Origin of the sequence: Streptosporangium amethystogenes subsp. fukuiense (assembly GCF_042665875.1) — a bacterium.
In the GTDB taxonomy this organism is placed as follows: domain Bacteria; phylum Actinomycetota; class Actinomycetes; order Streptosporangiales; family Streptosporangiaceae; genus Streptosporangium; species Streptosporangium fukuiense.
Genome location: NZ_JBHTEE010000001.1, coordinates 1,606,096 through 1,630,314 on the forward strand (window position 1 = coordinate 1,606,096; position 24,219 = coordinate 1,630,314).

Consider the following 24,219-nt stretch of genomic DNA (forward strand, 5'->3'; position numbering starts at 1 on the left):
TTAGGAATCTACATTGTAAAGGGCGTGGGCGGCTCTCGCCTTTACCGGCGAGGCCGGTCTTTCGCCGCATTTCCTTATCTTTGCGGCCTGCTGCTGATAACAGATCGGTAAGACCGTACTGTCATGGGCCGCATACAGTGTGTGATTTTTGCCAGGCTGGGGGAGGTCGGACGCGATACGGGAGGCGAGATGTACGGTGAGCATGATCGGACTCACGGCCACGGCCTCAACGCCAGACCGCGAGGGCGCATGCCGTACAGCGACTCGTGGCTCCGCCCGCCGGATTCGCCGCGCTCCGCCGGGCCCGCGACCCTCCCCGAGCCCGATGGGCCACCGGCACCCCACAGGGCCGCGCGGCACAGGAAGGACGAGGAGACGGGTGACGACACCGTCTGGCCGTCGGCCCGCCGCTCCTGGACATACCTCGACAGCAGGCCGTTCTCCATGCCGCCGCCGCCCAGCCCCTGGCTGCGGCCGTGGTCGAGGCTCTCGCGCGACCAGCTCCTGGGGCCGGCACTGGTCGCCGGGTTCCTCGTCGCCGCGGGGGTCGGTGTCTGGTCGTCCGGCTGGTCCCCGTGGGCGGGTACGCCCATCGCGAGCATGGTGCCCGCGTCCCCCGCGGGGCGTCTCGTCGCGGATCACGACACGGTGTTCACGTCACCGCGAGCCCCGGTGGCCGGGGCGGGGGGCTTCGCGGGAGAGCGGAAGACCTTGGAGGGCAGGGAGAGGGTGGCAGGGCGGCGGAAGACGCCGCGCCACGATCTGGAGCGGCCCCTTTTCGGCCCTGCCGGAAGGCCCGGGAACGAGTGGGTCAAGCGGGTGGAGCGGCGCGGCGAGAGCCGGGAGGGCCGAGGTTCGACGTGGACCGGCGCCGGGCCGGGCGAGGCCGGGAGCGCCACGCCGGTGACCGAAGGTGTCGGACGGGAGGCGGGCGGTGCCACCGGAAGTGCCACCGGCGGCCGAGGGAACGCCGGAGGTGTCGCATCGGAGCGGTCGCGCTCCGGGGTGCGCAAGGCCAGGTCGCAGCCCCGTACGGCCAGGACGGGTGCCCCGGAGGCCAGGAGGCCTTCGCCCTCGGCGTCCAGGAGCGGGCCGCCGGATCCGAGCGCCGGAGGCGGGGGTGCCGCCGGTATCAGCGCCGCCTACGCCTGCCGCCATCTGCCCTCCGGTGACTGGCGCTACGCCTACTGCGTGCAGGTCTGGAACGACTACAAGAGCAGGAACGGCCTGCCCTGATCCTCCCGTCGTCTCGCCCCGGTGGTGGCGGCCCGGTCCGTGATCGGGATGAGCGGGGCGGCGGATTGTGGCCGATGTCCCGGCTGGGGTCGTGGGAGTGCGCGGTGCTCACGATCCTTGGGGTGAACTTGAGGTGTCCCGGCGATTACTCATGGTCATCATGGCGCATGAGGTCACGTGCAGATCAACCCTCAGCACCAATGGGAGTACCCATGCACATCCGCATCGCCGCGGCGGGGTTCGCCGTCGTCGGCCTGCTCGCCACCCTGGCCACCGCCGGTATCGCCACCGCCGCCACCGATGGCGCGACCGTTCCCGCGCCGACCGCGTGTGCCCAGGAGCATCTCGCGCTGCTGGACGCCGAGGACGCCATCGCGGGCGTCGATGCCGTTCCGGAGGTCAAGGCCGCCCACGAGGCCTTGGTGAAGGTCGGCGCCGCCGCGGACGTGGGCAAGCTCTCGCAGAAGACGCCCTCGCAACCGCTCGGGGCGGGGGCGGCGGAGGCGGATCCCGCGGCCAAGAAGGCGTTGGAGGCGTACAACGCCGCCGGGGCCAAGTATCTGCAGGCGCGTGACGCGGCGCTTTCGAAGGTCGCGCCCCTGCACCAGAGCTCCAGGGACGCGCTCAAGAAGTGCCTTCAGGCCGGCTTGGCCTGAGGGTTCGGCCTGAGCCTGATCGGATGACACATATCGGAGTCCCTCAAGCCGTGACCGGGCTGGGGGACTCCGGTGGAAGGTGAGACGAACCGCCGGCTGTCCTCGGGCCGGGAGGGTCGCCCCGCCAGGTGATCGCTTCGCTTCGGAGGGCGGGGTTTCGGGGAGGCGCCCTGCTCTGTCGTGTCTCTTCGCGTTCTTCCGGTTCCGTTGCCTGTGAGCGCGCTCACAGGCGGCTTCCGGCTCGCGCCGGAGCGTCCCCGTTTCCGGGGTTCCCGTTTCGCCGGTGCGCGCACGCCGGGCCTGGCCCCTCGTGGTTCCGGCTGCGTCGTTCGGTGTGAATACGGATGTCCGGCCGCGGTAATCTCCAACAATCCCGCAAGTGGTGCCGTGTTGGGCCGCGCCCGCAAAATAAGACTGGACATCTCATGATAAATGCTGCTGAAATGGTGTTTTTCGTGAATAGGTAATTCACCCTACGCAAGGGGCAGTCGGACACTCCCTGATGGTGGCGCATGGACACTGCTCTGTCGTTTCGCGTTCTCGGTCCACTTGAAGTCCTGGTAGGTGAGCAACGGGTCTCGATCGGAGGGTCACGCCAGCGAATTATTCTCGCCACCCTCATCCTGCGCGCGGGACGGGTCGCCCCCGTTGACCTGCTCGCCGGGGCGATATGGGGTGAGCACCCACCGCCCACCGCCCGCAGCCAGGTGGTCATCTGTGTCTCCGGGCTTCGCCGGGCCTTCCTGGAGGCGGGCGCCCCGGCGAATCTGCTCGGCACCTCCTCGCCCGGATACATCCTGCAGGCCGACCCCTCCCAGGTCGACGTCCTGCTCGCCGAGCGCCTCGCCACCAAGGCGAGGGCCGCGGAGAGCGCCGGCGACCTCTCCGGCGCCGCCCGGCTGTTCGCCGAGGCGTGCGGTCTGTGGCGCGGCCCGGTCCTGGCGGGCATCGAGAGCGCGTTCGTCGAGTCCGAGGCGCGACGGCTGGACGACCGTCAGCTGACACTGACCGAGGAGCGCGTCCAGTTGGAGCTCGCCCTCGGCCGACACCGGGAGCTGATCGACGACCTCGCCGTCTTCGTCGACGCCAACCCCCTGCGCGAGCGGCTGCGCGCCCAGCTGATGCTGGCCAGATACCGGTGCGGGCGCCGGGCGGAGGCGCTCGACACCTACCGGATCGGGCGGATGCAACTCGTCGAGGAGCTCGGCATCGAGCCGGGCACCGAGTTGCAGGCCCTGCACGACGCCATCCTGCGCGACGCCCCCGAGCTGACCCCGGCACCCGTCCGGGTGAGCATGCCCGCCTCCGAGGCCGCCGCCGGACCGGAGCCCGTGCCCGCGGAGCCCGTCGCGGCGGCCCCGGTCGAGCACGGGGTGGTGCCCGCGCAGCTGCCCGCGGACGCGCCCTACTTCGTCGGCAGGACCACCGAGATCGCCGAGTTGGACGCGCTGCTGGACAAACGGATCGGCCAGGGGCTGCTCACCATCGCGCTCATCACCGGGGTGGGCGGGGTCGGCAAGTCGGGACTCGCCGTGCACTGGGCGCACCGGGTCGCCTCCCGGTTCCCCGACGGCCAGCTCTTCGTGAACCTGCGCGGCTACGACCTCAACGCCCAGCCGTTGACCCCCGGCGCGGTCATGGACCGCTTCCTGCGGGCCTTCGGCATCGCCGGGGAGCGCATCCCCGAGGACCTGGACGAGCGCGCCGGCCTGCTGCGCACCGTAATCGGCAGGCGCCAGGTGCTGCTGCTGCTGGACAACGCCCGGGTCATCGACCAGGTCAGGCCGCTGCTGCCCGGCTCCGGCACCTGCTGTGTGATCGTGACCAGCAGGGACCCACTGGGCGACCTGGCCGCCAGGGAGGGCGCCAGCGTGATCCATCTGGAGGTGCTGGGCGCGGCGGACTCCGCCGCGCTGCTCGCCGGGGTCGCCGACTCCGTGGTCATGGACGAGGACCCCAAGGCCGCCGCACTGCTCGGCGAGCTGTGTGACGGGCTGCCGCTGGCACTGCGGATCGTGGGCGCCCGTCTCACCACCCGCTCGTACTGGACCCCGGCCCGCCTGGCCAAGCGTCTCGCCGACGAGCGGCGCCGGTTGGACGAGCTGAGCTACGGCCAGCTGACCGTACGGGCCAGTTTCGCCCTCAGCTACCGCGACCTGAACCCCGAGGCGGCGCTGATGTTCCGCAGGCTGGGGCTGCTCGAGGCGCCCGACTTCGCCTCCTGGGCGGGCGCGGCGCTGCTCGACATCGACGGCCTCGACGCCGAGGACCTGATCGACCAGCTGGTGGACGCCCAGCTCGTCGAGGTGCTCGGCCCCGACGGCGCCGACCAGATCCGCTACCGCTTCCACGACCTGGTGCGGCTGTACGCCAGGGAGCGGGCCGATGAGGAGGAGCCGCCCGAGGACCGGCTCGCCGCCGTCACCCGCGCCCTGAGCTGCTGGCTCGTACTGGCCGAGGAGGCACACCAGCGAGAGTACGGCGGGGCCTTCACCCAGCTGCACGGCACGGTGCCCCGGTGGCGGCCGGCCGAGGCGGACGAGCTCCTGGAGCGGCCACTCGACTGGCTGGACGCCGAACGCGGCGCTCTGGTCGCCGCCATCTCACAGGCCGCCCACATCGGCGCGTCCGAGCTGTGCTGGGACCTCGCCGTCACCGCCACCACCCTGTTCGAGGCCCGGAGCCACTTCGACGACTGGCGCACCACCCATGAGACGGCGCTCGCCGCCGCTCGTCGGGCCGGCGATCTGCGCGGTGAGGCGGCCGTTCTCTGCTCGACGGGAAGCATGCACCTCTTCCAGCAGATGCCGGAGCGGGCGGGCGAGTGCCTGTGGGCGGCGCGTGAGCTGTTCGAACGGCTTGAGGACTCGTACGGGATGGCGCTGGCGCTGCGCAACATCTCGCTGCTGGACCGGCTCGCGGGCCGTTTCGACACGGCGCTCGACGGGTTCCTCACCGCGAAGAGGATCTTCGTCGCGGTCGGGGACCGCTTCGCCGAGGCCCACGTGCTCGGTGGCATCGCCCAGGTCCACGTCGACCAGGGGAGAGTGGAGCTCGCCGAACCCCTGTTGAGACAGGCCCTGGAGGTCTTCCGGCAGCTGGGCAGTGAGCGGGGGCAGGCGCAGATACTCAACAGGCTGGGGGAGACACTGCTGCGCCAGGAGCGGCTGGGGGAGGCGGAGGCGACCTCCCGGGCCGCGCTCGCCCTGGTCAGGGAGCGGCAGGACGACATCGGGCAGGCGTACATCCTGTGTGGGCTGGGGGAGATACAGGTCCGCCAGAACCGGCTGGAGGCCGCCGTGGAGAGTCTCGACGAGGCACTGGCCATCGCCCAGGGGGTGCGTGAGCGCTTCGTGGAGGCGCGGATCCACCTGGCCTTCGGCCAGTTGCACGCCCGGCGCGGCCGGTTCGACGAGGCGGTGGCCTATCTGCTCGAGACCTTCGAGATATCCACCGAGCTGGATACCCGGCTGTGGCAGTTCAGGGCACTGTCCGCGCTGGGGGAGGTGTTCGTCCTCAAAGGGGACGAGGCCGCCGCCTCCGATGCGCTGAATCGCGCCCTGGATTGTTGTACCGATACCGATTCCGAGGATTACCGGCTGATCAGGGCGCGACTGGCTACTTTATCGGGAATTTCCGTTGAATCATCAGGTCCATGTGCTGTCGCCAGTGATGTGAGCGACTGACGAGGCTGCGGTGATCGTACCCTGAACGACGGCCACAGGCAGGGTGAGGAGTGCGGCAGTGGCGGTGACCTTCGCGACCCAGGTAATCCACCGAGACATTTTCAACCTCATTCATTCGTGGTGTTTTCTTTCCTTCTTCCGTTCTGCGACAAACGTAGAATGAGGCGCGATCGAGTCGATATCACATCGGCTACCGCTTGATATCCGGGGTCGCGTCGCGCATCAGCACCGCCGTGAGCAGCACGTCCGCTCCCCACGCCAGGTGTTCGGGGGCGGTGTACTCCCCGGGGGCGTGGCTCACCCCGTCTCTGCTCGGCACGAATATCATCCCGACGGGCGCGATCCGCGCCACGATCTGGGCGTCGTGGCCGGCGCCGCTGGGCAGGCGGTGGTAGGGCAGGCCCTGCTCGGCCGAGGCGCGGGCGATGAGCTCCCGCAGGTCCGCGTCGCAGTCGACCGGAGAGGTGCGCGCACCGGGGACGACCGTGACGCGGGTGCCGGTCGCGCCGGCCACTTCCGCGGCGGCCTCGGCCAGCCGCGCCAGTGCCGCCTCCAGCGCCCCGGCCGAGGTGTCGCGGAACTCCACCCCCAGCCGGACCCTGCCGGGGACGACGTTCCACATGCCGGGCTCGACGGCGCATGTCCCGGTGGTGGCGCGCAGCACCACCCGCTCGTCGGCGGCGATGGCCCGCACGGCCAGCACCAGCCGGGCGGCGCCGTCCAGCGCGTCCGCCCGGTGCTCCATGGGCGTGGTGCCCGCGTGCCCGGCCACGCCGTCGACCGTGACCGAGACGTTCACCCGCCCGGTGATCGTCTCCACCACCCCGATCGGTACGCCCAGGCGTTCCAGCACCGCTCCCTGCTCGATGTGCAGCTCCAGGTAGGCGGCGATGTCGCGGGGTGACCAGGCGGCCTCGGCCAGCCGCTCGGCGTCACCCCCGACCGCGGCCAGCAGGTCGGCGACCGGGATGCCGCGATCGTCCAGGACGCGTGCCGCGCCGGGCGGCAGTACCCCGGCGAAGCCGTGCGAGCCCAGCATGCCCATCGTCCCGTGGGCGCCCTCCTCGTCGCAGAAGGCCACCACCGCGAGCGGGTGGTTCAGCCGCACGCCCTCCTCGTGCAGGGTCCTGGCCACCTCGACGCCGGCCAGCACCCCGTAGGCCCCGTCGTAGGCGCCGCCGTCCGGCACCGTGTCGATGTGCGAGCCCAGGACCAGCGCGGGCGCTCCCGGCACGGCGCCGGGGCGGTGGCCGATCAGGTTGCCGGCCGCGTCGATCCGTACGGCCAGGGCGGCCTCCTCCATGAGCCGCGCGACGTAGGCGCGGCCCTCCACATCCCCGGGGGTGAACGCCAGCCGTGTCACTCCGCCGCCGGGCACCGCGCCGATGGCGCCGAGCCCGGCCACCTGCTCCACCAGACGCCCGGCGTTGACACGGGGCCGGGTCCCCTGCAGGACGGTCATGGCGTACGCAGGGATCTGGGGCGCATGTCCGTCCAGACCCGCTCGATGTGCGCCAGGCAGTCGTCCCGGCCGCCGAGGACTCCGGTGGCGGTCCACCCGGCGGGCAGGGCCCGGTCGTGCGGCCAGATGGAGTACTGCTCCTCGTGGTTGACCACCACTACGTAGGTGCTCACGTCAGAACCTCCAGGTCACCGATCGTGGTCGAGTCGTCCCGCACGGCGTGCGTCCGAAAGGTGCGCGCCGCCCGCGCGGTACGCCGTGTCATCTCGCAAGGGGAAGGCCGGGGCCGGACACCAGGGCGGTGATCGACCGCTCCAGCTCGCCGGCCATCGCGGCGACCGTCTCCGGAAGGAACAGCGCCGTGTCGTACTCCAGGACCGCTCGCGCGTGGCCGCCCAGGTCGGTGACCTCCAGGGCCAGATCGAACTGCGAGGTGCCCAGCGGCATGACCAGCCGGTCGGCCGTCACCCCGGGCAGCCGGTCGTCGGCCGACTCCAGCAGGCGCCGGTCGTGCAGGGTGAACAGCACGTCGAACGGGGTCCTGCGGTCCCTGCCCAGCTCCGCGGTCAGCTTCGACAGCGGCAGTTCCTGGTGCTCGTAGGCGCCCAGCAGGCTCTGCCGGACCCGGCCGACGACCTCGGTGAAGGTGTGCGCCCCGGCCAGCGGGGTGCGGACCGCCACCGTGTTGACGAAGTGCCCGATCAGGTCGGCGACCTCGCTCCTGGAGCGGCCGGAGACCACCGAGCCGACCGTCACGTCCTGCACGCCGGTGCGGCGGGCCAGCCAGACCTTGAAGGCGGCCAGGTAGACCATGTGCGGTGTGGTGTCGGTGGCGCGGCACAGCCCGCGTACGTCGACGGGCAGTTCGAAGGCGTGCTGGGCGCCCTGGAACAGCGGCCGTCTGGGGCGGGGCAGGTCGGTGCGGAGCGCGGTGCGCGGTGCGCCCGCCAGCCGCCCTCGCCAGTAGTCCAGCAGGCCGGACAGCCGCTCACCGGTCAGCGACTCGCGTTCCCAGACGGCGAAGTCGACGTAATGGGTGCCGGGCGGCGCCGGTTCGGCCGAGCCCTCGACCCTGCTGCGGTACAGGGCGCACAGCTCCCGCCAGAAGATCGCGGTCGACCAGCCGTCGAAGATGATGTGGTGCGCCAGGACGAGCAGCACGTGCTCGGCGGGGGAGATCCGGTACAGCACGGGCCGCAGCAGCGGGCCGGTGGCGAGGTCGAACGGCCTGCGGTACTCGTCCAGGATGAGCCCGGCGGCGTCGGCCGTCTCCACCACCGGCAGCGGCACCAGAGCCGGGTCGGCCACCCGCTGCACCGGCCCCTGCCTGGTCATCGTGAACGTGGTGCGCAGCGACTCGTGCCGGGCGACCACCCGCCCGATCGCCCACTCCAGCGCCTCGACGTCCAGGGGGCCACGGAGCCGGAACGCGTGCGGCGCGCTGTAGGCGAGGCTCGCCGGGGCCAGCTGGTTCAGCACCCACAGGCTCTCCTGGGCGTAGGAGAGCGGGTAGCCGGCGCCGGGAGTCCTGGGCAGCGGGCGGGGCCCGGCCCCGGCGGGACCGGCCAGCCAGGCGGCCAGCTGGGCGGCCGTCAGGTGGTGGAAGACGTCGGAGATCGACACCTGCACGCCCAGCCGGTCCTGGATCCGCATCGCCACCTGGACCGCGGCCAGCGAGTGGCCGCCCAGGCCGAAGAAGTCGTCGTCCGGGCCGATCTCGCCGGGTTCCAGATCGAGCACCTCGCTCCAGACGGCGGTGACGACGTCCAGCAGCTCGGCCGGGGCGCCCGCGTGCGGGGCCGGGCCGTGCGGGACAGGCGGGGGACTCACCGCCGCGGTGGCCGGCTCCTCGCTTCCCGCCCCGGCGCCGGGACGGGGCTCCCACGGGAAGGCCGTCACCGGACGGCCGGGGTCGCCGGCCGCGAAGTCCAGCACCCGCAGGTAGCCCTCGGCGAGCCAGGCGATCGTGTCCGCGTCGAACAGGTCGGTGTTGTAGCGCAGCAGGCCGGAGATCTCGCCGTCCGCGGCGACCAGTTCCAGCTCCACGTCGAAGCGGACGGTCCGCTGGTCGAGGGGGTACGTCGACAGGGCCAGCTCGCCCAACCGCAGCAGCATGCCCCGCTCGCCCGCCGAGGGGGCGCCCAGCGGCGACGCCGCCTCGGCGGACTCGCTGCGGACGATCTCCCCTCGGTGCGAGGCGCGCAGCGTGAACGCCACGTCGAACAGCGGGGAGCGGCTGGGGTCGCGGTGCGCGCCCAGCCGTTCCACCAGCAGCGGGAACGGGTAGTCCTGGTTGTCCAGGGCGTCGAGCACCGCCCGCCGGGTGCGGTCGAGCACCTGCGAGAACCCGGGGTTCCCCGACAGGTCGGCGCGGAGCACGACCGGGTTGACGAAGTAGCCGGCGACGTCGGAGAACTCCGGGCGGCTGCGCCCGGAGGTCCAGGTGCCGAGCAGGAAGTCCCGCCGGTCACAGGCCCGGCCCAGCAGCACCTGGAAGGCGGCCAGCAGCGTCGTGTACAGGGTGGCCCCGCCGCTCGCGGCCAGCTCCCCGACCGCCGCCGACCGCTCGGCGCCCAGCCGGAAGGCGTGCGAGGCGCCCCGGAAGGTCTGGTCGGCAGGGCGCGGCCGGTCGGCGGGCAGTGCGAGCACCGGCGGCGGGTCGGCCAGCAGACGCGTCCAGTAGGCCGCCATCTGGGCGCCCTCCGGCCGGGCCAGCATCGCCGCCTGCCAGGCCACGAAGTCGGCGTAGGTCGCGGCGGGTGGCGGGCAGGCGGGTTCGGAGCCGCCACGCAGCGCCGTGTACGCCCGCCCCAGCTCCTCCAGCAGCGTGAACAGCGACCAGCCGTCGATCGCGATGTGATGGGTGACCCAGAGCAGCACCGGCGCCGCCGCCGGGCGCCGTACCAGCACGACCCGCAGCACCGGGCCGCGCTCCAGGTCGAACGGGCGGGCCGCCTCGGCGCCGAGCAGGGCCGCGAGGTCCTCCTCGGGCGCGAGGGCGACGACGCGGAAGTCCAGCTCCCCCTCCGGGGCGACCCGCTGCACCGGCGTGCCCTTGACGTGCCCGTAGGTGGTGCGGAAGATCGGGTGCCGCGCCACCAGCCAGGCGAACGCGCCGCGCAGCGCCTCAGGGTCCGCCTCGCCGTGCACCGTCCAGGCGAACGGCATGTTGTAGGCGACGCTGGCCTCCCTGCGCATCCGGTCCATGAACCACAGGGACTGCTGGCCGTAGGAGAGCGGAAAGGGTGCGGCGCCCGATTTCATCAGCTTGGCGAGCAGGGCGCGCTTGTCGGCCTGGGACAGCGGCGCTCGGGTCTCCATCGAAGTCCTCCAGTGGGGGTCAGGTCGCCGGGACGGTCAGCCGCTCGACGAGGGAGACGGCCTCCTCGGGGGAGGCGACGGAGTGGAACGTCGGCTGCCCGGCCAGGGAGATCAGCTCGAACCGCCGCAGGGTCTCGACCAGGCTGATGAAGCCGTCCCAGACGCCCTCGGCGTTCACGATGACCAGCGGCTTCTCGGACATGCCCAGGTAGGTGGCGGAGATCACCTCAAGGATCTCGTCCAGTGTCCCGTAGCCTCCGGGCAGCGCGATGAAGGCGTCCGCGCCACGCAGCATGTGCTCCTTGCGCCGGTGCAGGCTGTCGGTCAGGTGCGTCTCCTGTGCCGGCGCGGCGATCGCCCGCTCCCGCTCGTACAGGAACCGGGGGATGATCCCCCGGATGGTCGCACCGGTCTCCGAGGCGGCCCACGCCACCTCGCCCATCAGGCCGGAGCCGCCACCGCCGTAGATCAGGCGGTGGCCCCGCTGCCCGATGAGCCTGCCGGTCGCCCTGGCCATGTCGACGATGACCTGTGAGTTGCTCCGTCCCGCGCCGCAGAAGACGCAGATCTCCAGTGGTTTGCCACCCCCGCGCACACCCGCGCCGGGTTGGAGGATCGTCGAGGTCATCGCTGTCTCCTAGGAGGACCGGTAACGTGTGATCGCCGGCAGGTGCCGTTCGCGGAGTTCGTGGTCGCGCACGCCGAGCCCCTCGGCGGGGGCGAGGCAGAGCACGCCGATCTTGCCCTGGTGGGTGTTGCGGCGGACGTCGTGCACGGCCTCGGCGCTCTGCTCCAGGGCGTAGGTACGCGACAGGGTCGGGTGGACGCGCCCCTGGGCGACGAGCCGGTTGGCCTGCCAGGCCTCGTGGTAGTTGGCGAAGTGCGTGCCGACGACGCGCTTGAGGCTCATCCACAGGTACCGGTTGTCGAAGGAGTGCATGAACCCGGTGGTGGAGGCGCAGGTCACGACCGTCCCGCCGCGCCGGCAGACGTAGACGCTCGCGCCGAAGGTCTCCCTGCCGGGATGCTCGAACACGATGTCGGGGTCGTCGCCGCCGGTCAGCTCACGGATGCGGCTGCCGAAGCGCCGCCATTCGGCGACGTCGGGGGTGTGCTCGTCGAGCCAGAAGGAGAACCCCTCCGCGGACCGGTCGATGATCAGGGAGGCGCCCGCCCTCCTGGCCAGCTCCGCCTTCTCGGGGGAGGAGACGACGCAGACCGGGGTGGCGCCGCCGTTCAGCGCGTACTGGGTGGCGTAGGAGCCGAGCCCGCCGGAGGCGCCCCAGATCAGCACGGTGTCGCCCTGCTTCATGGCCGCGCCGTTGCGCGAGACCAGCTGCCGGTAGGCGGTGGAGTTGACCAGCCCGGAGCAGGCGGCCTCCTCCCAGGTCAGGTGGGCGGGCATCGGCATCAACTGGTTGGCCTTGACCAGCGCCAGCTCCGCCAGGCCACCGAAGTTGGTCTCGAATCCCCAGATCCGCTGCTGCGGGTCGAGCATGGTGTCGTCGTGCCCCTCGGGGTCCTCCAGCTCCACCGACAGGCAGTGTGCGACGACGCGGTCACCGGGCTTCCATTTGGTGACGCCGGGGCCCACCCGCAGTACCACGCCGCTGACGTCCGAGCCGAGCACGTGGTAGGGGAGGTCGTGGCGGCGGGCCAGCTCGCTGCGGCGGCCGTAGCGGCGCAGGAACCCGAAGGTGGGCACCGGTTCGAAGATCGCCGACCAGACGGTGTTGTAGTTGACCGAGCTGGCCATCACCGCCAGCAGTGCCTCGCCGGGACCGACCTCGGGGGTGGCGACCTCCTCGACGTGCAGCGACTTGCGCGGGTCCTTGTCCTCGCTGCGCATCCCGGCGAACATGTCGACCTCGTCGGCGTGCACGGTGACGCCCCAGTAGGACTCCGGTACGGCCAGCGCCTCGAAGTGGCCGGGGGCGTTCTCGCCGGACAGGATCGCGTCTCGGATCGCGGTGGTCATCGCGCTGCCTCCAGGGCGAGTCGGTCGAGCTTGCCGTTGGGGTTCAGGGGGAGGACGGGAACGGTGCGGAACCGGGCGGGGACCATGTGCGCGGGCAGCCGCTCGCCGCACAGGGCGCGCAGTTCGCGGGGGGAGAGCGGGGTGCCGACCAGGTAGGCGACGATCAGCGGCTCGCCGCCGGGCGGGGTCCGCACGATCACGGCCGCGTCGCTCACGCCGGGCGTGCGCCGCAGCACGGCCTCGATCTCGCCCAGCTCGACGCGGAAGCCGCGGATCTTGACCTGTGAGTCGATGCGGCCCAGATACTCGAAGGACCCCGACTCAAGTTGCCGTACCAGGTCGCCGGTGCGGTACCAGCGCCGCCGGCCGTCGCCCAGGTCGGCCAGGGGGAACTTCTCGGCGTTGAGCGCCGGGCGGCCGACGTAGCCGGTGGCCAGGGCGGTGCCGCCCACCCACAGCTCGCCCTCGGCGCCGGTGGGCACCGCCTGGCCGTCCGCGCCGACGACGGCGGTGCGGACGTGGCGCAGCGCCCGGCCGATGTTCGTGGGCCCCGAGGTGTCCTGCACCGTCGCGCGGTCCACGACCGTGCAGGTGGAGAAGACCGTCGTCTCGGTGGGGCCGTAGATGTTGACGATCTGTTCGCGCCCGCCGGTCAGGTCCATCCAGGCGCGGATGGTGTCGCGGTCGATGGCCTCGCCGCCGAAGATCAGGTAGCGCAGCGCGAGCGGCCGGGGGCTCTGCTCCATGGCCCAGGCCAGGTACTTGAACATGCTGGGCACCTGGCAGAGTACGGTCACCCGCTCGGCGTCCAGTGTGGTCAGCAGCAGCCGTGGGTCGCGCCCGGCGGCGACCGGGATGGCGACCACGCGCCCGCCGTGCAGCAGCGCCCCCCACATCTCCCAGATGGAGAAGTCGAAGCAGTGGCTGTGAAACCAGCTCCACACGTCGCCGGGGCCGAAGGAGAACCGCTCGCGGGCGGAGCGGAACAGTTCCAGCACCGCGCCCTCGGGGGTGGCGACGCCCTTGGGGGTCCCGGTCGAGCCGGAGGTGTAGATGATGTGGGTGGGGATCTCACCGGAACGTTCGACGGGCGGCAGCACGTCTCCGGTCGCCCCGGTGACCTCGACCCTCGGCATCGCGGCGAACGGCCACGGCCCGTCCGGGTCGGCGCAGATGGCGCGCAGTTCGCTGTCGCCGGCCATGAACCGCACCCGCTCGGCGGGGTAGTCGGGGTCCAGGGGGACGTAGGTGCAGCCGTGGCTTATCACCGCCACGATGGCGGCGACGACCCGCCAGGAGCGCCGCATGAAGATGCCGACCCGGTCGCCGGGGACCAGCCCCAGCTCGTCGAGCGAGCGGCGGATCTCGGAGGCGGCGCCCGCCAGTTCCGCGTAGCTCACGGATCGGTGTTCGTCGGTGACGGCGAGCGCGTCTGGCCGCCGCCGCACGTGCTCGTAGAAGGCCGAGGCCAGGGAGCCGAATTCTTCGTCCACAGATCAGGACGATCTCCAATAGCACGACATATGGGTATTCGTCGGCGGGCTAGGCTTCTTCCGGCGACCAGGCCGGGAGGCTAGGTACCGTCCGCGTCCCGCGACGGAAGACGCCGGAGCCGCGCCTGGCGATGCTTCTCGGCATGAACGGTGTCGTTTTCGTCTTTCCCGGCCAGGGTGCCCAGTGGCGTGGCATGGGAAGTGCCCTGCTGGAGCAGGAACCGGTCTTCGCCGCGGCGATCCGGGAGTGCGAGCTCGCGCTCGAACCGTACACGGACCGATCGGTCACCGACGTGCTGGCGGGCAGGGCCGACGCCGACCGGATCGACGTGGTCCAGCCCGCGCTCTTCGCCCTCCAGATCGGGCTGGCCAGGCTCTGGGCGGCCAACGGCGTCGTACCCGCCGCGGTGGTCGGGCACAGCCTGGGCGAGATCGCCGCCGCCCACGTGGCGGGCGCCCTGACCCTGGCGGAGGCGGCCAGGGCCGTCGGCGTCCGCAGCCGGCTCTACCGCAGGCTCAGCGGGACGGGCGCCATGGCGCTGGTCGGCCTCGGCTGGGAGGAGACCGCCGCCCTGGTCGCCGAGCGGAACGGCCACCGCGGGGCCGCACCCGAGTTCCCCGGTGCCGCCGGTGCCGGCCGGATCTGCCTGGCCGCGGCCAACGCGCCCGGCTCGACGGTGGTGGCGGGCGACCACGACGCGGTCCACGCGCTCGTCGAGCAGCTCCGCTGGGAGGACGTCTTCTGCCGCCTGGTCGGCGCCGACGTCGCCGGTCACAGCCACCATGTCGACCCCCTGCTGCCGGAGCTGCGCGAGGAACTGGCCGCACTGGTGCCGAACCGCGCGGGGATCCCGCTCTGGTCGACCGTCACCGGCCGCCCCGGCGCGGTGCTCGACGCCGACTACTGGTGCCGCAACCTGCGCGAGCCCGTCCTGTTCTGGCCGGTGATCCGGCAACTCCTGGACGCGGGCTACGACACGTTCGTCGAGCTCAGCCCGCACCCCACCCTGCTGTCCGGGCTGCGCGACGTCGACGCCCGGCTGCTGGCGTCCGTGCACAAGGAGGACGGCGCCGTCTTCGCGGGCTCGCTCGCCCGCCTGCGCGAGGTGAAGCTCACCGCGGACGGCCCCCTGGGTGACCACCGGGTCGAGGGCCGGCCGGTCTTCCCCGGCGCCGGATACCTGGCGGCCGCCCTGGAGCACTACGGTGCGCTGGCCGGGGTGGAGTTCCACGCCCCGCTGCTCCTGGACACGCCACGCCGCCTGGCCACCCGGCTCGACGGCGACGCGATCGACCTCACCGTCGAGGGGCGGACCCACGCCTCGGCCTCCCGCGCGACCCCGCAGGCCGTGGCGCACCTGGAGCTGTCGCCGCTCAGGTCCAGGTGCGCCACCCGGATCGGAGCCGAGGAGCTGTATTCGGGCTTCACCGCCAGGGGGATGCGGTACGGTCCGGCCTTCCAGCGGATCGAGGAGGTCTTCACCGCCCCCGGAGAGTCCCTCGCCCGCCTGCGCGCCGCCTCCCCCCTCTCGCGGGCCCGCGACGACGAACCCGCCTCCGGTCCCTGGCCGTACCGCCTCGACGTGGCGCTGCTGGACGCCTGCCTGCAGGCGGCGGCGCCCGCCCTCGCCGAAGGCGACGACCTCTACCTGCCCCGGGCGGTGGCCCGGGTGTCGGCGCTCGGCGAGGTCGGTGCGGCCCGCTGGGCGCACGCCAGGGTCGTGTCCGCGACGGGCACCGGCGACGACCCGGGTGACGGGGCGGAGGTGACGCTCGACATCGACGCCTGCGACGAGGACGGCCGGGTGGTACTGGCGCTGCGCGGGGTGCGGCTGCACCGGATCGCGCGCGGCGCCGGGGCCGGCGGCTGGACCTACAGCACGCGCTGGGTGCCGGTGCAGACGGGCGTGGACGAGCCGTTCGGCGGCGTGGTCCACCGGGTCGAATCGGGACGGCCCGCCGAGGAGGCACTGCGGTCGCTGCTGGAACTGACCCGGGAACTGATCGCCCGGCCGGAGCCGGACCGGCTGTGGGTGGTGACCAGGAACGCCCAGCCGGTCGAGCCGGGCGACCCGGTGGACCCCGACGCCGCCGCCGTGTGGGGGATGGCGCGCACGATCAGGCACGAACACCCCGAGCTGCGCTGCACCCTGATCGACCTGGACGCCGAGCCGGGACCGTCCTGGACCCCGGCCGACCTCGGCGCCGATGCCGGTGCCGGGCGCCCCGCCTGGAGGCTCGCGGGTGAGAACGAGGTCGCGTTGCGAGGCGGCAGGCCGTTCGCGCCGCGCCTCACCCCGCGACCGGCCGGGCCGCGCGGCCCGCACCGGCTCGTCCAGCGCGCTCGGCAGGACCTGGCCACCCTCTGCCTGGCCGAGGACGCTCCCCGGGAACCGGGCGCGGGAGAGGTACGGATCCGGGTACACGCCGCCGGGCTCAACTTCAACGACGTGCTGCGCGGGATCGGCATGCTGGGCGAGCAGCCGGAGCCACTCGGCTACGGCCTGGAGTGCGCGGGCGAGGTGACCGGCGTCGGCGACGGCGTCACGGGCCTGGCCGTGGGCAGCCGGGTGGTGGCCCTGGTCGCCGAGATCGGCGCGATGGCCTCGCATGTCACCGTGGACGCCCGGCTGGCCGTGCCCATCCCCGGCGATCTGGACTTCACCGCGGCGGCGACGCTCCCCGCGGCGTACGTCACCGTGCTCTACGGCATGGAGCGGCTGGCCCGGCTGGAGGCGGGGGAGCGGGTACTGATCCACGCCGCGGCCGGGGGGGTCGGCCAGGCGGCGGTGCGGCTGGCCAGGCGGGCGGGCGCGGAGGTCCTCGCCACCGCGGGCTCGCCCGGCAAGCGGGCCTGGCTCAGGCGACAGGGCGTCCGGCACGTCTTCGACTCGCGCTCGCTGGACTTCGCCGACCAGGTCCTGGAGGTCACCGGCGGCGCCGGGGTCGACATGGTGGTCAACTGCCTGGCCGGACCGGCCGTCGACGAGGGGCTGCGGATCCTGGCGCCCTTCGGCCGGTTCGTCGAACTCGGCAAGCGCGACATCGCGGAGAACCGGCCGCTGCCGCTCGCCCCCTTCGCCAAGAGCCTGTCCTTTCACGCGGTGGAGGCGTTCTCACTGGCCGGACGGCGCCCGGCGCTGGCCGGCGCGATGCTGCGCGAGGTGGTGGACGCGGTCGCGGCGGGCGATCTCGGCCCGCTGCCGGTGACGGCCTTCCCGGCGGCGGAGGCCGAGGCTGCGTTCCGGCACATGGCCTCGGCCAGGCACATCGGCAAGGTGGTGCTCACCTTCGACCGGCCCCGGCTGCGCGCCGACGGCACCTACCTGGTCACCGGTGGTCTGAGCGGTCTCGGCCTGGCCGCGGCCGAGGGGCTGGTACGGCAGGGAGCCAGGCATCTCGCCCTGCTGGGCAGGAACGAGCCCGGACAGGCCGCACGGGAGCGGATCGCCGCACTCCGCGAGGAGGGCGTGCGGGTCGTGGTGCTGGCCGCCGACGTCGCCGACGCGGACGCGCTGGAGAAGGCGCTCGACGGGCTCCGCGCCCAGGCGCCGCCCATCCGCGGCGTCCTGCACGCCGCCGGGGTGCTGCGCGACCGCACCGTCGCCGCCGTCGACCTCGACGAGGTGGCCGAGGTGCTGCGCCCCAAGGTGGCCGGCACCCGCAACCTGCACCGGCTGACCTGCGGCGACCCGGTGGAACTGTTCGTGCTGTTCTCCTCGGCGGCCGGGCTGCTCGGCTCCGGCGGCCAGGCCGGCTACGCGGCGGCCAACGCCTTCCTGGACGGGTTCGCGCACTGGCGGAGGAGCCGGGGCCTGCCCGCCACCAGCGTCGACTGGGGCGTCTGGTCACAGACCGGGCTCGCCGCCCGCCCGGACCGGGCGGGCAGGCTGGCCGACCGGGGCATGGGTTCCATCGACACCGCGTCGGGCCTGCGGATCCTCGCCGAACTGCTCGCCGAGCAGCCGGCCCAGGTGGCGGTCGTCCCGCTGGACGCGCCCACCTGGTTCGCGAACAACCCCGGACACGAGCACTGGTCGATCTTCGCCGGGCTGGCGGCCGGGCACACCGGGACCGGCCGGCTGAGCATCACGACCCCCCAGGAGCTGGAGCGGGCGCTCGTCGAGTGGGTGGCGGGGGTGCTGCGCACCTCACCGGCCGCGATCGACCCGAAGGCGTCGCTGACCCGGCTGGGACTGGACTCGCTGATGGCCGTCGAACTGCGCAACCTCCTGGAGGCCCGGCTCGGGGTGCGGCTGCCGGCCCCGGCCTTCCTCGACGGTCCCACCGTCACCGAGCTGGCCGGGCGGGTGAGCGCCCATCTGGACGAGCGGCCGGCCGGCGAGACCGACACCCGTGACCCGATGGCGGCGCGGCTGGACGCCCTGTCCGACGCCCAGGTGGACGCCCTGCTGGACGAGCTTCTCAACGACCACATCGGAGGTGTGGCATGACTTTTCATGATTCGGTGCTTGCGTCGCTGTTGAGCACCGCCGACGAGCACGGCGAGCGCCCGGCGCTGACCTTCCTGGGCAGGGGCGAGAGCACCCGGTGGACCTTCGCCGAGCTGGCCCTGCGCGCCCGCCAGGTCGCCACCCGCCTCACCGAGGCCGGCGCGTACGGCGAGCGGGTGCTCCTGGTCTGCCCCTCCTCCGCCGAGTACGCGCCCGTCTTCTACGGCTGCATGCTGGCCGGGGCCCTGCCCGTGCCCGTCTACCTGCCCTCCCTCGCGCACTTCAGGTCCGCCTGGTCGAAGATCGCCTCCATCGCCCGCGACTCCGGCGCCGCCTACGCGATCGCCCCCGAACCGCTCCCCGGCGCGGACGCGCCGGCCACCCTGCCCGGCTTCCGCGGCTGGCTGCACTTCGCCGACCTGCTCCGCGGCGACGCCGCCGACCACTGGGCGCTTCCCACCCCGGAAGACCTGGCGTTCCTGCAGTACACCTCGGGCTCCACCGGCAACCCCAAGGGCGTCATGGTCACCCACGGTGGCCTGACGCACAACGCCCGCGTGGTGGCCGCCGCCGTCGGGGCCGGCCACGAGACGACCACGGTCTCCTGGCTGCCGCTCTACCACGACATGGGGATCATCGGATCGCTGCTGTCGCCGCTGCTGTGGGGCGCGCACGTGGTGAAGATGTCACCGCAGGCGTTCGCCGCGCAGCCGTTCGCCTGGCTGCGAGCCATCTCCGACCACGGCGGGCAGCTTTCCTACGCGCCCAACTTCGCCTACGAGTTGTGCGTCCGCAAGGTCACCGACGCCGAGCTCGCCACCCTGGACCTGAGCCGCTGGCGAGTGGCGCTCAACGGCGCCGAGCCGCTCAGACGAGACACCCTGCGGCGCTTCGCCGAGCGGTTCGCTCCCGCCGGGCTCGACGCCGCGAGCCTGTACGCCGCGTACGGCATGGCCGAGGCCACCCTGGTCGTCTCCGCCGGGCCGCTGTCGGCCGCCGACCCCGGCGTGCGGGTGGGGGAGCGCCACTACGTACGCTGCGGCACCCCGCTGGACGAGATGGTCGTCGAGATCGCCGACCCCGTCACCGGACTGGCATGTGAGGCGGGCGAGGTCGGCGAGGTGTGGGTGTCGGGGCCCTCGGTGGCGGCCGGCTACTGGCAGCGCCCCGACGCCACCGCCGAGACCTTCCACGCCCGGCTGCCCGGACGCGAGGAGAACTTCCTGCGCACCGGGGACCTCGGGGTGCTGGACGGCGACGACGTGGTGATCGTCGGCCGGCACAAGGACCTGATCGTGATCAACGGGGTCAACCACTATCCCCAGGACGTCGAGTACACCGTCGAGCGGGTCAGCCCCGCCGTGCGGGGCGGCTGCGGCGCCGCCTTCGCCACCGAGCCCACCGGCGACGTGCCGCAGGCCGAGGCCGCGGTGGTGGTCGCCGAGGTCACCGCCTCGACCGCGGGGGACCTCGACGAGCTGATCACCGAGATCCGCCTTGCGGTGGCCAGGGAGCACGACGTGCTGCTCGACGGGGTGTTCCTGGTCGAGCCGCGCAGCGTCCCCAAGACCACCAGCGGCAAGATCCGGCGCCGCGAGTGCCGCGCCATGCTGGCGGAAGGCCGCTTCACCGTGCTGGCCGGATGGACCTCGCCCGCCCTCGCGGACGCCGACCCGGTGGCGGCCGGGCGATGAGCGTCCTGGACCTGCTGACCTCCCTGGTCGCCGAACGCGCCGGCCTGGCCGACGTCGACGCCGACCGGTTGTTCATCGACTACGGCATCGGCTCGGCCGACGCGGTCGCCCTCGCCGCCGAACTGGAGGCCCGGCTGGGCATCCCGCTGCCGAACACGGTCTTCTACGACCACCCCACCCCGCGCGCCCTGGCCGAACACCTGGCGGGAGCCGTGGGACGGCCGGACCGCGGGACCCCCGGGCACGACACCTCCCGCGCCCCGGGTGGGCATGAGGTCGTCGAACCGGTGGCGATCGTCGGCATCGGCTGCCGCCTGCCGGGAGCCGACGGCCCCGAACGGCTCTGGCGGCTGCTGGCGGACGGCGTCGACGCGGTCGGCACGGTGCCGGGCGAGCGGGCCGCGCGCCACCCGGGCTGGCGCGAGCCGGGGGTGGGCGAGGGCGGGTTCCTGCCGGACGTGGAGGGCTTCGACCCGGCGTTCTTCACGGTCAACGCCCGCGAGGCGGAGGCGATGGACCCGCAGCAGCGGCTGCTGCTGGAGGTCGCGCACGAGTCCCTGCAGGACGCCGGGCTCCGCCTCGCCGATCTGGCCGGGAGCCAGACGGGCGTGTTCGCGGGCATCAGCAGCGGGGACTTCCTGGTCCACAGCTTCAGCCCGGGGCTCGCCGAGACCGAACCCGGCCTCTACACCCCGACCGGCGTGGCGCACAGCGTGGCCGCCAACCGCATCTCCTACGTCTTCGACCTGCACGGCCCCTCGATGGCCGTCGACACCGCCTGCTCGTCGTCGCTGGTCGCCGTCCACCAGGCGGTGACCGCACTGCGGACGGGCCAGTGCGACACCGCCCTCGCCGGCGGGGTCAACGCCATCCTCTCGCCGGACATCGGCCTGTGCTTCCGCACGGCGGGCGTGCTGGCCCCCGACGGCCGGTGCAAGTCCTTCGGCGCCGGGGCCGACGGCATGGGCCGCTCCGAGGGGGCCGTCATGGTGACGCTCCGGCGCCTGGGCGACGCGCTCGCCGCCGGAGACCGGATCTACGCCCTCATCCTCGGCGGCGCGGTCAACAGCGACGGGCGCACCAACGGCCTGATGTCGCCGAGCGCCCCCGCGCAGGTACGGCTGCTGCGCGCGGCGTGCCGCGCCGCGGGAGTCGACCCCGGTGACGTCGGCTACGTCGAGGCGCACGGCTCGGGCACCCGGCTGGGCGACCTGATGGAGCTGCGCGCCCTGTCGGAGGTGCTGGGCACGGCGCCGCGCCGTGCCGCGCTGCGGGTCGGCTCGGTCAAGAGCAACCTGGGGCACCTGGAGGCGGCGGCCGGCGCGGCCGGCCTGGCCAAGGCGGCGCTCGCGCTCTTCCACGGCGCACTGCCGGCCAGCCTGCACGCCACCGACCTCGCCGAGGACTTCGACTGGTCCGGCGGCGGCCTGCGGGTGCAGCGGAGCCTGGAGTCCTGGACCGGCCGCCTGGCCGGCGTCAGCTCCTTCGGCTTCGGCGGCACCAACGCCCATCTGATCCTCCAGGCGCCACCCGAGCGGCGCACGCCCGTCACACCCGCAGGCGTCACCGCCCGGCGGAGCCGGGAGGACCGCGAGGGGGGACCGTTCGCGAAGACGCGGTCGTATCCACCGGCGGCGGTTTCGCACCCCCGCCGCTACCTGCCGCTGTCGGCGCACACGCACGCCGGGCTGCGGGAGCTGGTCGTGCGCTGGCGGGCCGCGCTGGACGATCCGGAGCTGGACCTGGTGGCGGCCTGCCACACCGCAGGGGAACGGCGCGACCACCACGCCTACCGGGTCGGGGTGACCGGCGCCGACGCCGCCGAGCTGAGCCGGGAGCTCGACAGGGCACTGACCGACCTGACCGCCGCGACACCCGGCGGCGCGGCACCCGGCGGCCTGGCCCTGGTCTTCGCCGACGAGCCGGGCGCCGGGACGGCCGCCGCGCACGCCGACCTCGCCGCCGAGCTGCGCCGGGCGGGCGTCCGTCCCGACCTGGTGATCGGCCACGGCGCGGGGGAGGTCGCCGCCGCCCGCTACCGCGGCGTGCTGTCGCCCACCGCCTCGGACACCGTCGCCGGGCACCGCGCCAGGCTGCTGGCCGGGCCGGCGCCGGTGCACGCCCTGCGGGTGCGGCTGGCGCGCAGGCTGGCGGAGGCGCTGTGCGCGCGGATCGGTCCCGCGCTCGCGGTGGCCACCGTGGAGGACGCGCAGACCTGCGTCATCGTCGGCCCCCGGGCCGCGCTGGCCACCCTGGCCGCCACCCTCACCGCGGGAGACGTGCTCTGCGGCGACCTGGGACCCGCCACCGCCGACCACAGCGGGCTGGCCGCACCACTGGCCGCCGAGCTGGAGGCCGCCCTGGAGGGGCTGCCCGTCAACGCCGGCGAGACGGTGGCGCTGTCGACGCTCACCGGCGGGCCGGTCGACGGCCGCGCGCAGGGCGCCCGGCACTGGGCGCGGCACCTGGCCGCCCCGAGCCTGCTCGGCGACGCGCTCGCCGTCGCGCTGGACCGCGGGGTGCGCACCTTCGTGGAGATCGGTGCCGCCGAACTCGGTCCCCGGCTGCGCGGCGCCCAGGGGGGCAGGCAGGCCCGCGCGGTGCGCTGCGCCGACGCCGGCGACCTGCCCGGCGTGCTGATCCGCCTCTACGAGCTCGGCCACGACCTCGACTGGGCCGCGCTCAACCCGCCGGGGGCCGTGGCCTCCATCCCCCTGCTGCCCTGGTCCCGCGAATGGTCCACGCCGCCCGCGCCTGGTCACATCGGCACCGTTCCTCAGGAGATGGTCGCGTGAACACCGTCCTGCACGAGGTGGCCCGGCAGGTGAGACGCGCGCCCGGCGCGGTCGCCGCCCTCGACCCGGCCTCCGAACTCAGCTACGGGCAGCTGGCCGCCCGTGCCAACGCGGTGGCCGACGTGCTGCGGGAGAGAGGAACGCGCCCCGGTGACGTGGTCGGTGTCGCGCTGCCCCGCTCGGCCGACTACGTGGCGGTGATCCTGGGCATCTGGCAGGCCGGCGCGGTCTTCCTGCCACTGGATCCGGCCCTGCCGCCCGAGCGGCTGCGCTTCCAGCAGCGCCAGGCGGGCATGAGCCTGCTCCTCGACTCCGTACCGCACACCGAGGGCGCCGAGGACACCGAGGACGCCGAGGACGCCGAGGACGCCGAGGACACGGCCGAGTTGCGGACCGGCGACGCCGAGCCGGAACGGTGCGCGTACGTGATGTTCACCTCCGGCTCCACCGGGCGGCCCAAGGCGGTGCTGGTCTCGCACGCCTCGCTGCACAACTGCGTGCGCGCCGTCGCCGAACTGCTCGACCCCGGCCCCGCCGACCGGTACGCCGCCAACCAGACCTTCTCCTTCGACATCGCGCTGCTGGAGATGTTCGTCCCGCTCAGTCACGGCGGTGCGACCCTGGTGACCTCCGAGACGCTGCAGGCCGCCCCGGAACGGCTGGTGGGCTGGTTGGAGAGGCACCGCGTCACCGTCGTGCACGCCACCCCCACCGCCTGGCACTTCCTGCTGCCGTACCTGACGCCGGGGCGTGCGGAGCTGCAGGCCGTCTGCGGCGGCGAGGTGCTGACCGCCCGGCTGGCCGCCGAGCTGGCCGGGCGCGCCGGACGCGTCTGGAACTTCTACGGCCCCACCGAGGTCACCGTGTGGTGCACCGCCGGGCTCGTCACCGCCGGAGAGCCGGACCCGCTGCCGGTGGGCAGGCCGCTGGCCGGCTACCGCATCGTCCTGCTCGACGACGCCGGCGAGCGGGTACCGGACGGCGAGCAGGGCGAGATCCATGTCGGCGGGCCCGGCGTGGCCCTCGGCTACGGCGGTGCCCCCGAGCTGACCGCGGAACGGTTCGTCGACCATCCCGAGCACGGCAGGCTCTACCGGACCGGCGACCTGGGCCGGCTGCGCCCCGACGGCCGGCTCTGGTTCACCGGGCGTCGTGACCGGCAGGTCCAGCTGCGCGGCTACCGGATCGAGCTGGGTGAGATCGAGTGCGTGGCCCAGGAGCACCCGCTGGTCGAGCTGGCCGCCGCGCACGTCGTGGACGAGGGCCTGCTGCTGTTCGCCCAGGGAGACGTCACCCCCCGGGCGTTGCGCAAGCACCTGGCCGCCCACCTGCCCGCCTACATGATCCCGTCCAGGATCGAGGTGCGCGGCGCCTTCCCGCTGACCCCCACCAAGAAGATCGACCGCGTCGCCCTGCTGGCGTCGGCGAACCGTTAGGAGAAGTC

Annotated in this window: 14 protein-coding genes; 7 read left to right on the plus strand and 7 right to left on the minus strand. The window is 73.4% G+C overall.

All coding sequences use genetic code 11. From position 1 onward, the window contains the following. Positions 1 to 212 precede the first annotated feature (212 nt). Entirely contained in the window at positions 213 to 593 is a 381-nt protein-coding gene (locus tag ACFQVD_RS06910; protein WP_343974516.1) for a hypothetical protein, read from the minus strand. A 7-nt stretch (positions 594 to 600) separates the two neighbouring features. Here ACFQVD_RS06910 and ACFQVD_RS06915 point away from each other — a divergent pair, with 7 nt between their 5' ends. The 3 genes from ACFQVD_RS06915 to ACFQVD_RS06925 all read left to right on the plus strand — a co-directional run bounded on the left by ACFQVD_RS06915 (position 601) and on the right by ACFQVD_RS06925 (position 5,578). Then, positions 601 to 1,236 carry a hypothetical protein gene (locus tag ACFQVD_RS06915; protein WP_343974512.1) on the plus strand — a complete coding sequence of 212 codons (636 nt, stop codon included), beginning with the start codon at positions 601 to 603 and terminating at the stop codon, positions 1,234 to 1,236. A gap of 212 nt (positions 1,237 to 1,448) precedes the next feature. Further along, entirely contained in the window at positions 1,449 to 1,892 is a 444-nt protein-coding gene (locus ACFQVD_RS06920; RefSeq protein ID WP_343974509.1) for a hypothetical protein, read from the plus strand. A 512-nt stretch (positions 1,893 to 2,404) separates the two neighbouring features. Next, the gene (locus tag ACFQVD_RS06925; protein ID WP_343974506.1) at positions 2,405 to 5,578 is read left to right on the plus strand and encodes an AfsR/SARP family transcriptional regulator; all 3,174 of its coding nucleotides are present in this window, start codon (positions 2,405 to 2,407) and stop codon (positions 5,576 to 5,578) included. Positions 5,579 to 5,768: 190 nt separating this feature from the next. Here the strand turns inward: ACFQVD_RS06925 and ACFQVD_RS06930 are convergent, their stop codons facing one another. The 6 genes from ACFQVD_RS06930 to ACFQVD_RS06955 form a co-directional block, all read right to left on the minus strand. Beyond that, the gene (locus ACFQVD_RS06930) at positions 5,769 to 7,040 is read right to left on the minus strand and encodes a Zn-dependent hydrolase (RefSeq protein WP_343974503.1); all 1,272 of its coding nucleotides are present in this window, start codon (positions 7,038 to 7,040) and stop codon (positions 5,769 to 5,771) included. After that, positions 7,037 to 7,213 carry an MbtH family protein gene (locus ACFQVD_RS06935; protein WP_343974500.1) on the minus strand — a complete coding sequence of 59 codons (177 nt, stop codon included), beginning with the start codon at positions 7,211 to 7,213 and terminating at the stop codon, positions 7,037 to 7,039. Before ACFQVD_RS06935 ends, ACFQVD_RS06930 begins: the two co-directional genes overlap by 4 nt. 88 nt (positions 7,214 to 7,301) lie before the next feature. Then, positions 7,302 to 10,361, minus strand: a complete 3,060-nt coding sequence (locus ACFQVD_RS06940; RefSeq protein ID WP_386270660.1) for a condensation domain-containing protein — start codon at positions 10,359 to 10,361, stop codon at positions 7,302 to 7,304. A 19-nt stretch (positions 10,362 to 10,380) separates the two neighbouring features. Then, the gene (locus ACFQVD_RS06945; protein WP_343981567.1) at positions 10,381 to 10,989 is read right to left on the minus strand and encodes an LOG family protein; all 609 of its coding nucleotides are present in this window, start codon (positions 10,987 to 10,989) and stop codon (positions 10,381 to 10,383) included. Positions 10,990 to 10,998: 9 nt separating this feature from the next. After that, complete coding sequence (gene ccrA / locus ACFQVD_RS06950; protein WP_343981564.1) at positions 10,999 to 12,339, minus strand: crotonyl-CoA carboxylase/reductase; 1,341 nt, start codon at positions 12,337 to 12,339, stop codon at positions 10,999 to 11,001. Then, the gene (locus tag ACFQVD_RS06955; protein WP_343981561.1) at positions 12,336 to 13,832 is read right to left on the minus strand and encodes an amino acid adenylation domain-containing protein; all 1,497 of its coding nucleotides are present in this window, start codon (positions 13,830 to 13,832) and stop codon (positions 12,336 to 12,338) included. Before ACFQVD_RS06955 ends, ccrA begins: the two co-directional genes overlap by 4 nt. Positions 13,833 to 13,975: 143 nt before the next feature. Here ACFQVD_RS06955 and ACFQVD_RS06960 point away from each other — a divergent pair, with 143 nt between their 5' ends. From ACFQVD_RS06960 to ACFQVD_RS06975, 4 genes are read left to right on the plus strand one after another with little or no spacing between them, the layout of a single operon-like run. Next, complete coding sequence (locus ACFQVD_RS06960) at positions 13,976 to 18,286, plus strand: SDR family NAD(P)-dependent oxidoreductase (protein ID WP_386270663.1); 4,311 nt, start codon at positions 13,976 to 13,978, stop codon at positions 18,284 to 18,286. Beyond that, on the plus strand, positions 18,283 to 19,980 hold the full coding sequence (locus tag ACFQVD_RS06965; protein WP_343982781.1) for a fatty acyl-AMP ligase: 1,698 nt from the start codon (positions 18,283 to 18,285) through the stop codon (positions 19,978 to 19,980). Before ACFQVD_RS06960 ends, ACFQVD_RS06965 begins: the two co-directional genes overlap by 4 nt. Further along, the gene (locus tag ACFQVD_RS06970; protein WP_386270665.1) at positions 19,977 to 22,775 is read left to right on the plus strand and encodes a beta-ketoacyl synthase N-terminal-like domain-containing protein; all 2,799 of its coding nucleotides are present in this window, start codon (positions 19,977 to 19,979) and stop codon (positions 22,773 to 22,775) included. Before ACFQVD_RS06965 ends, ACFQVD_RS06970 begins: the two co-directional genes overlap by 4 nt. Next, a complete protein-coding gene (locus tag ACFQVD_RS06975; protein ID WP_386270667.1) occupies positions 22,772 to 24,211 on the plus strand; it encodes an amino acid adenylation domain-containing protein in 1,440 nt (479 codons plus the stop codon). The genes ACFQVD_RS06970 and ACFQVD_RS06975 overlap by 4 nt, the downstream gene beginning before the upstream one ends. Positions 24,212 to 24,219: the final 8 nt, after the last annotated feature.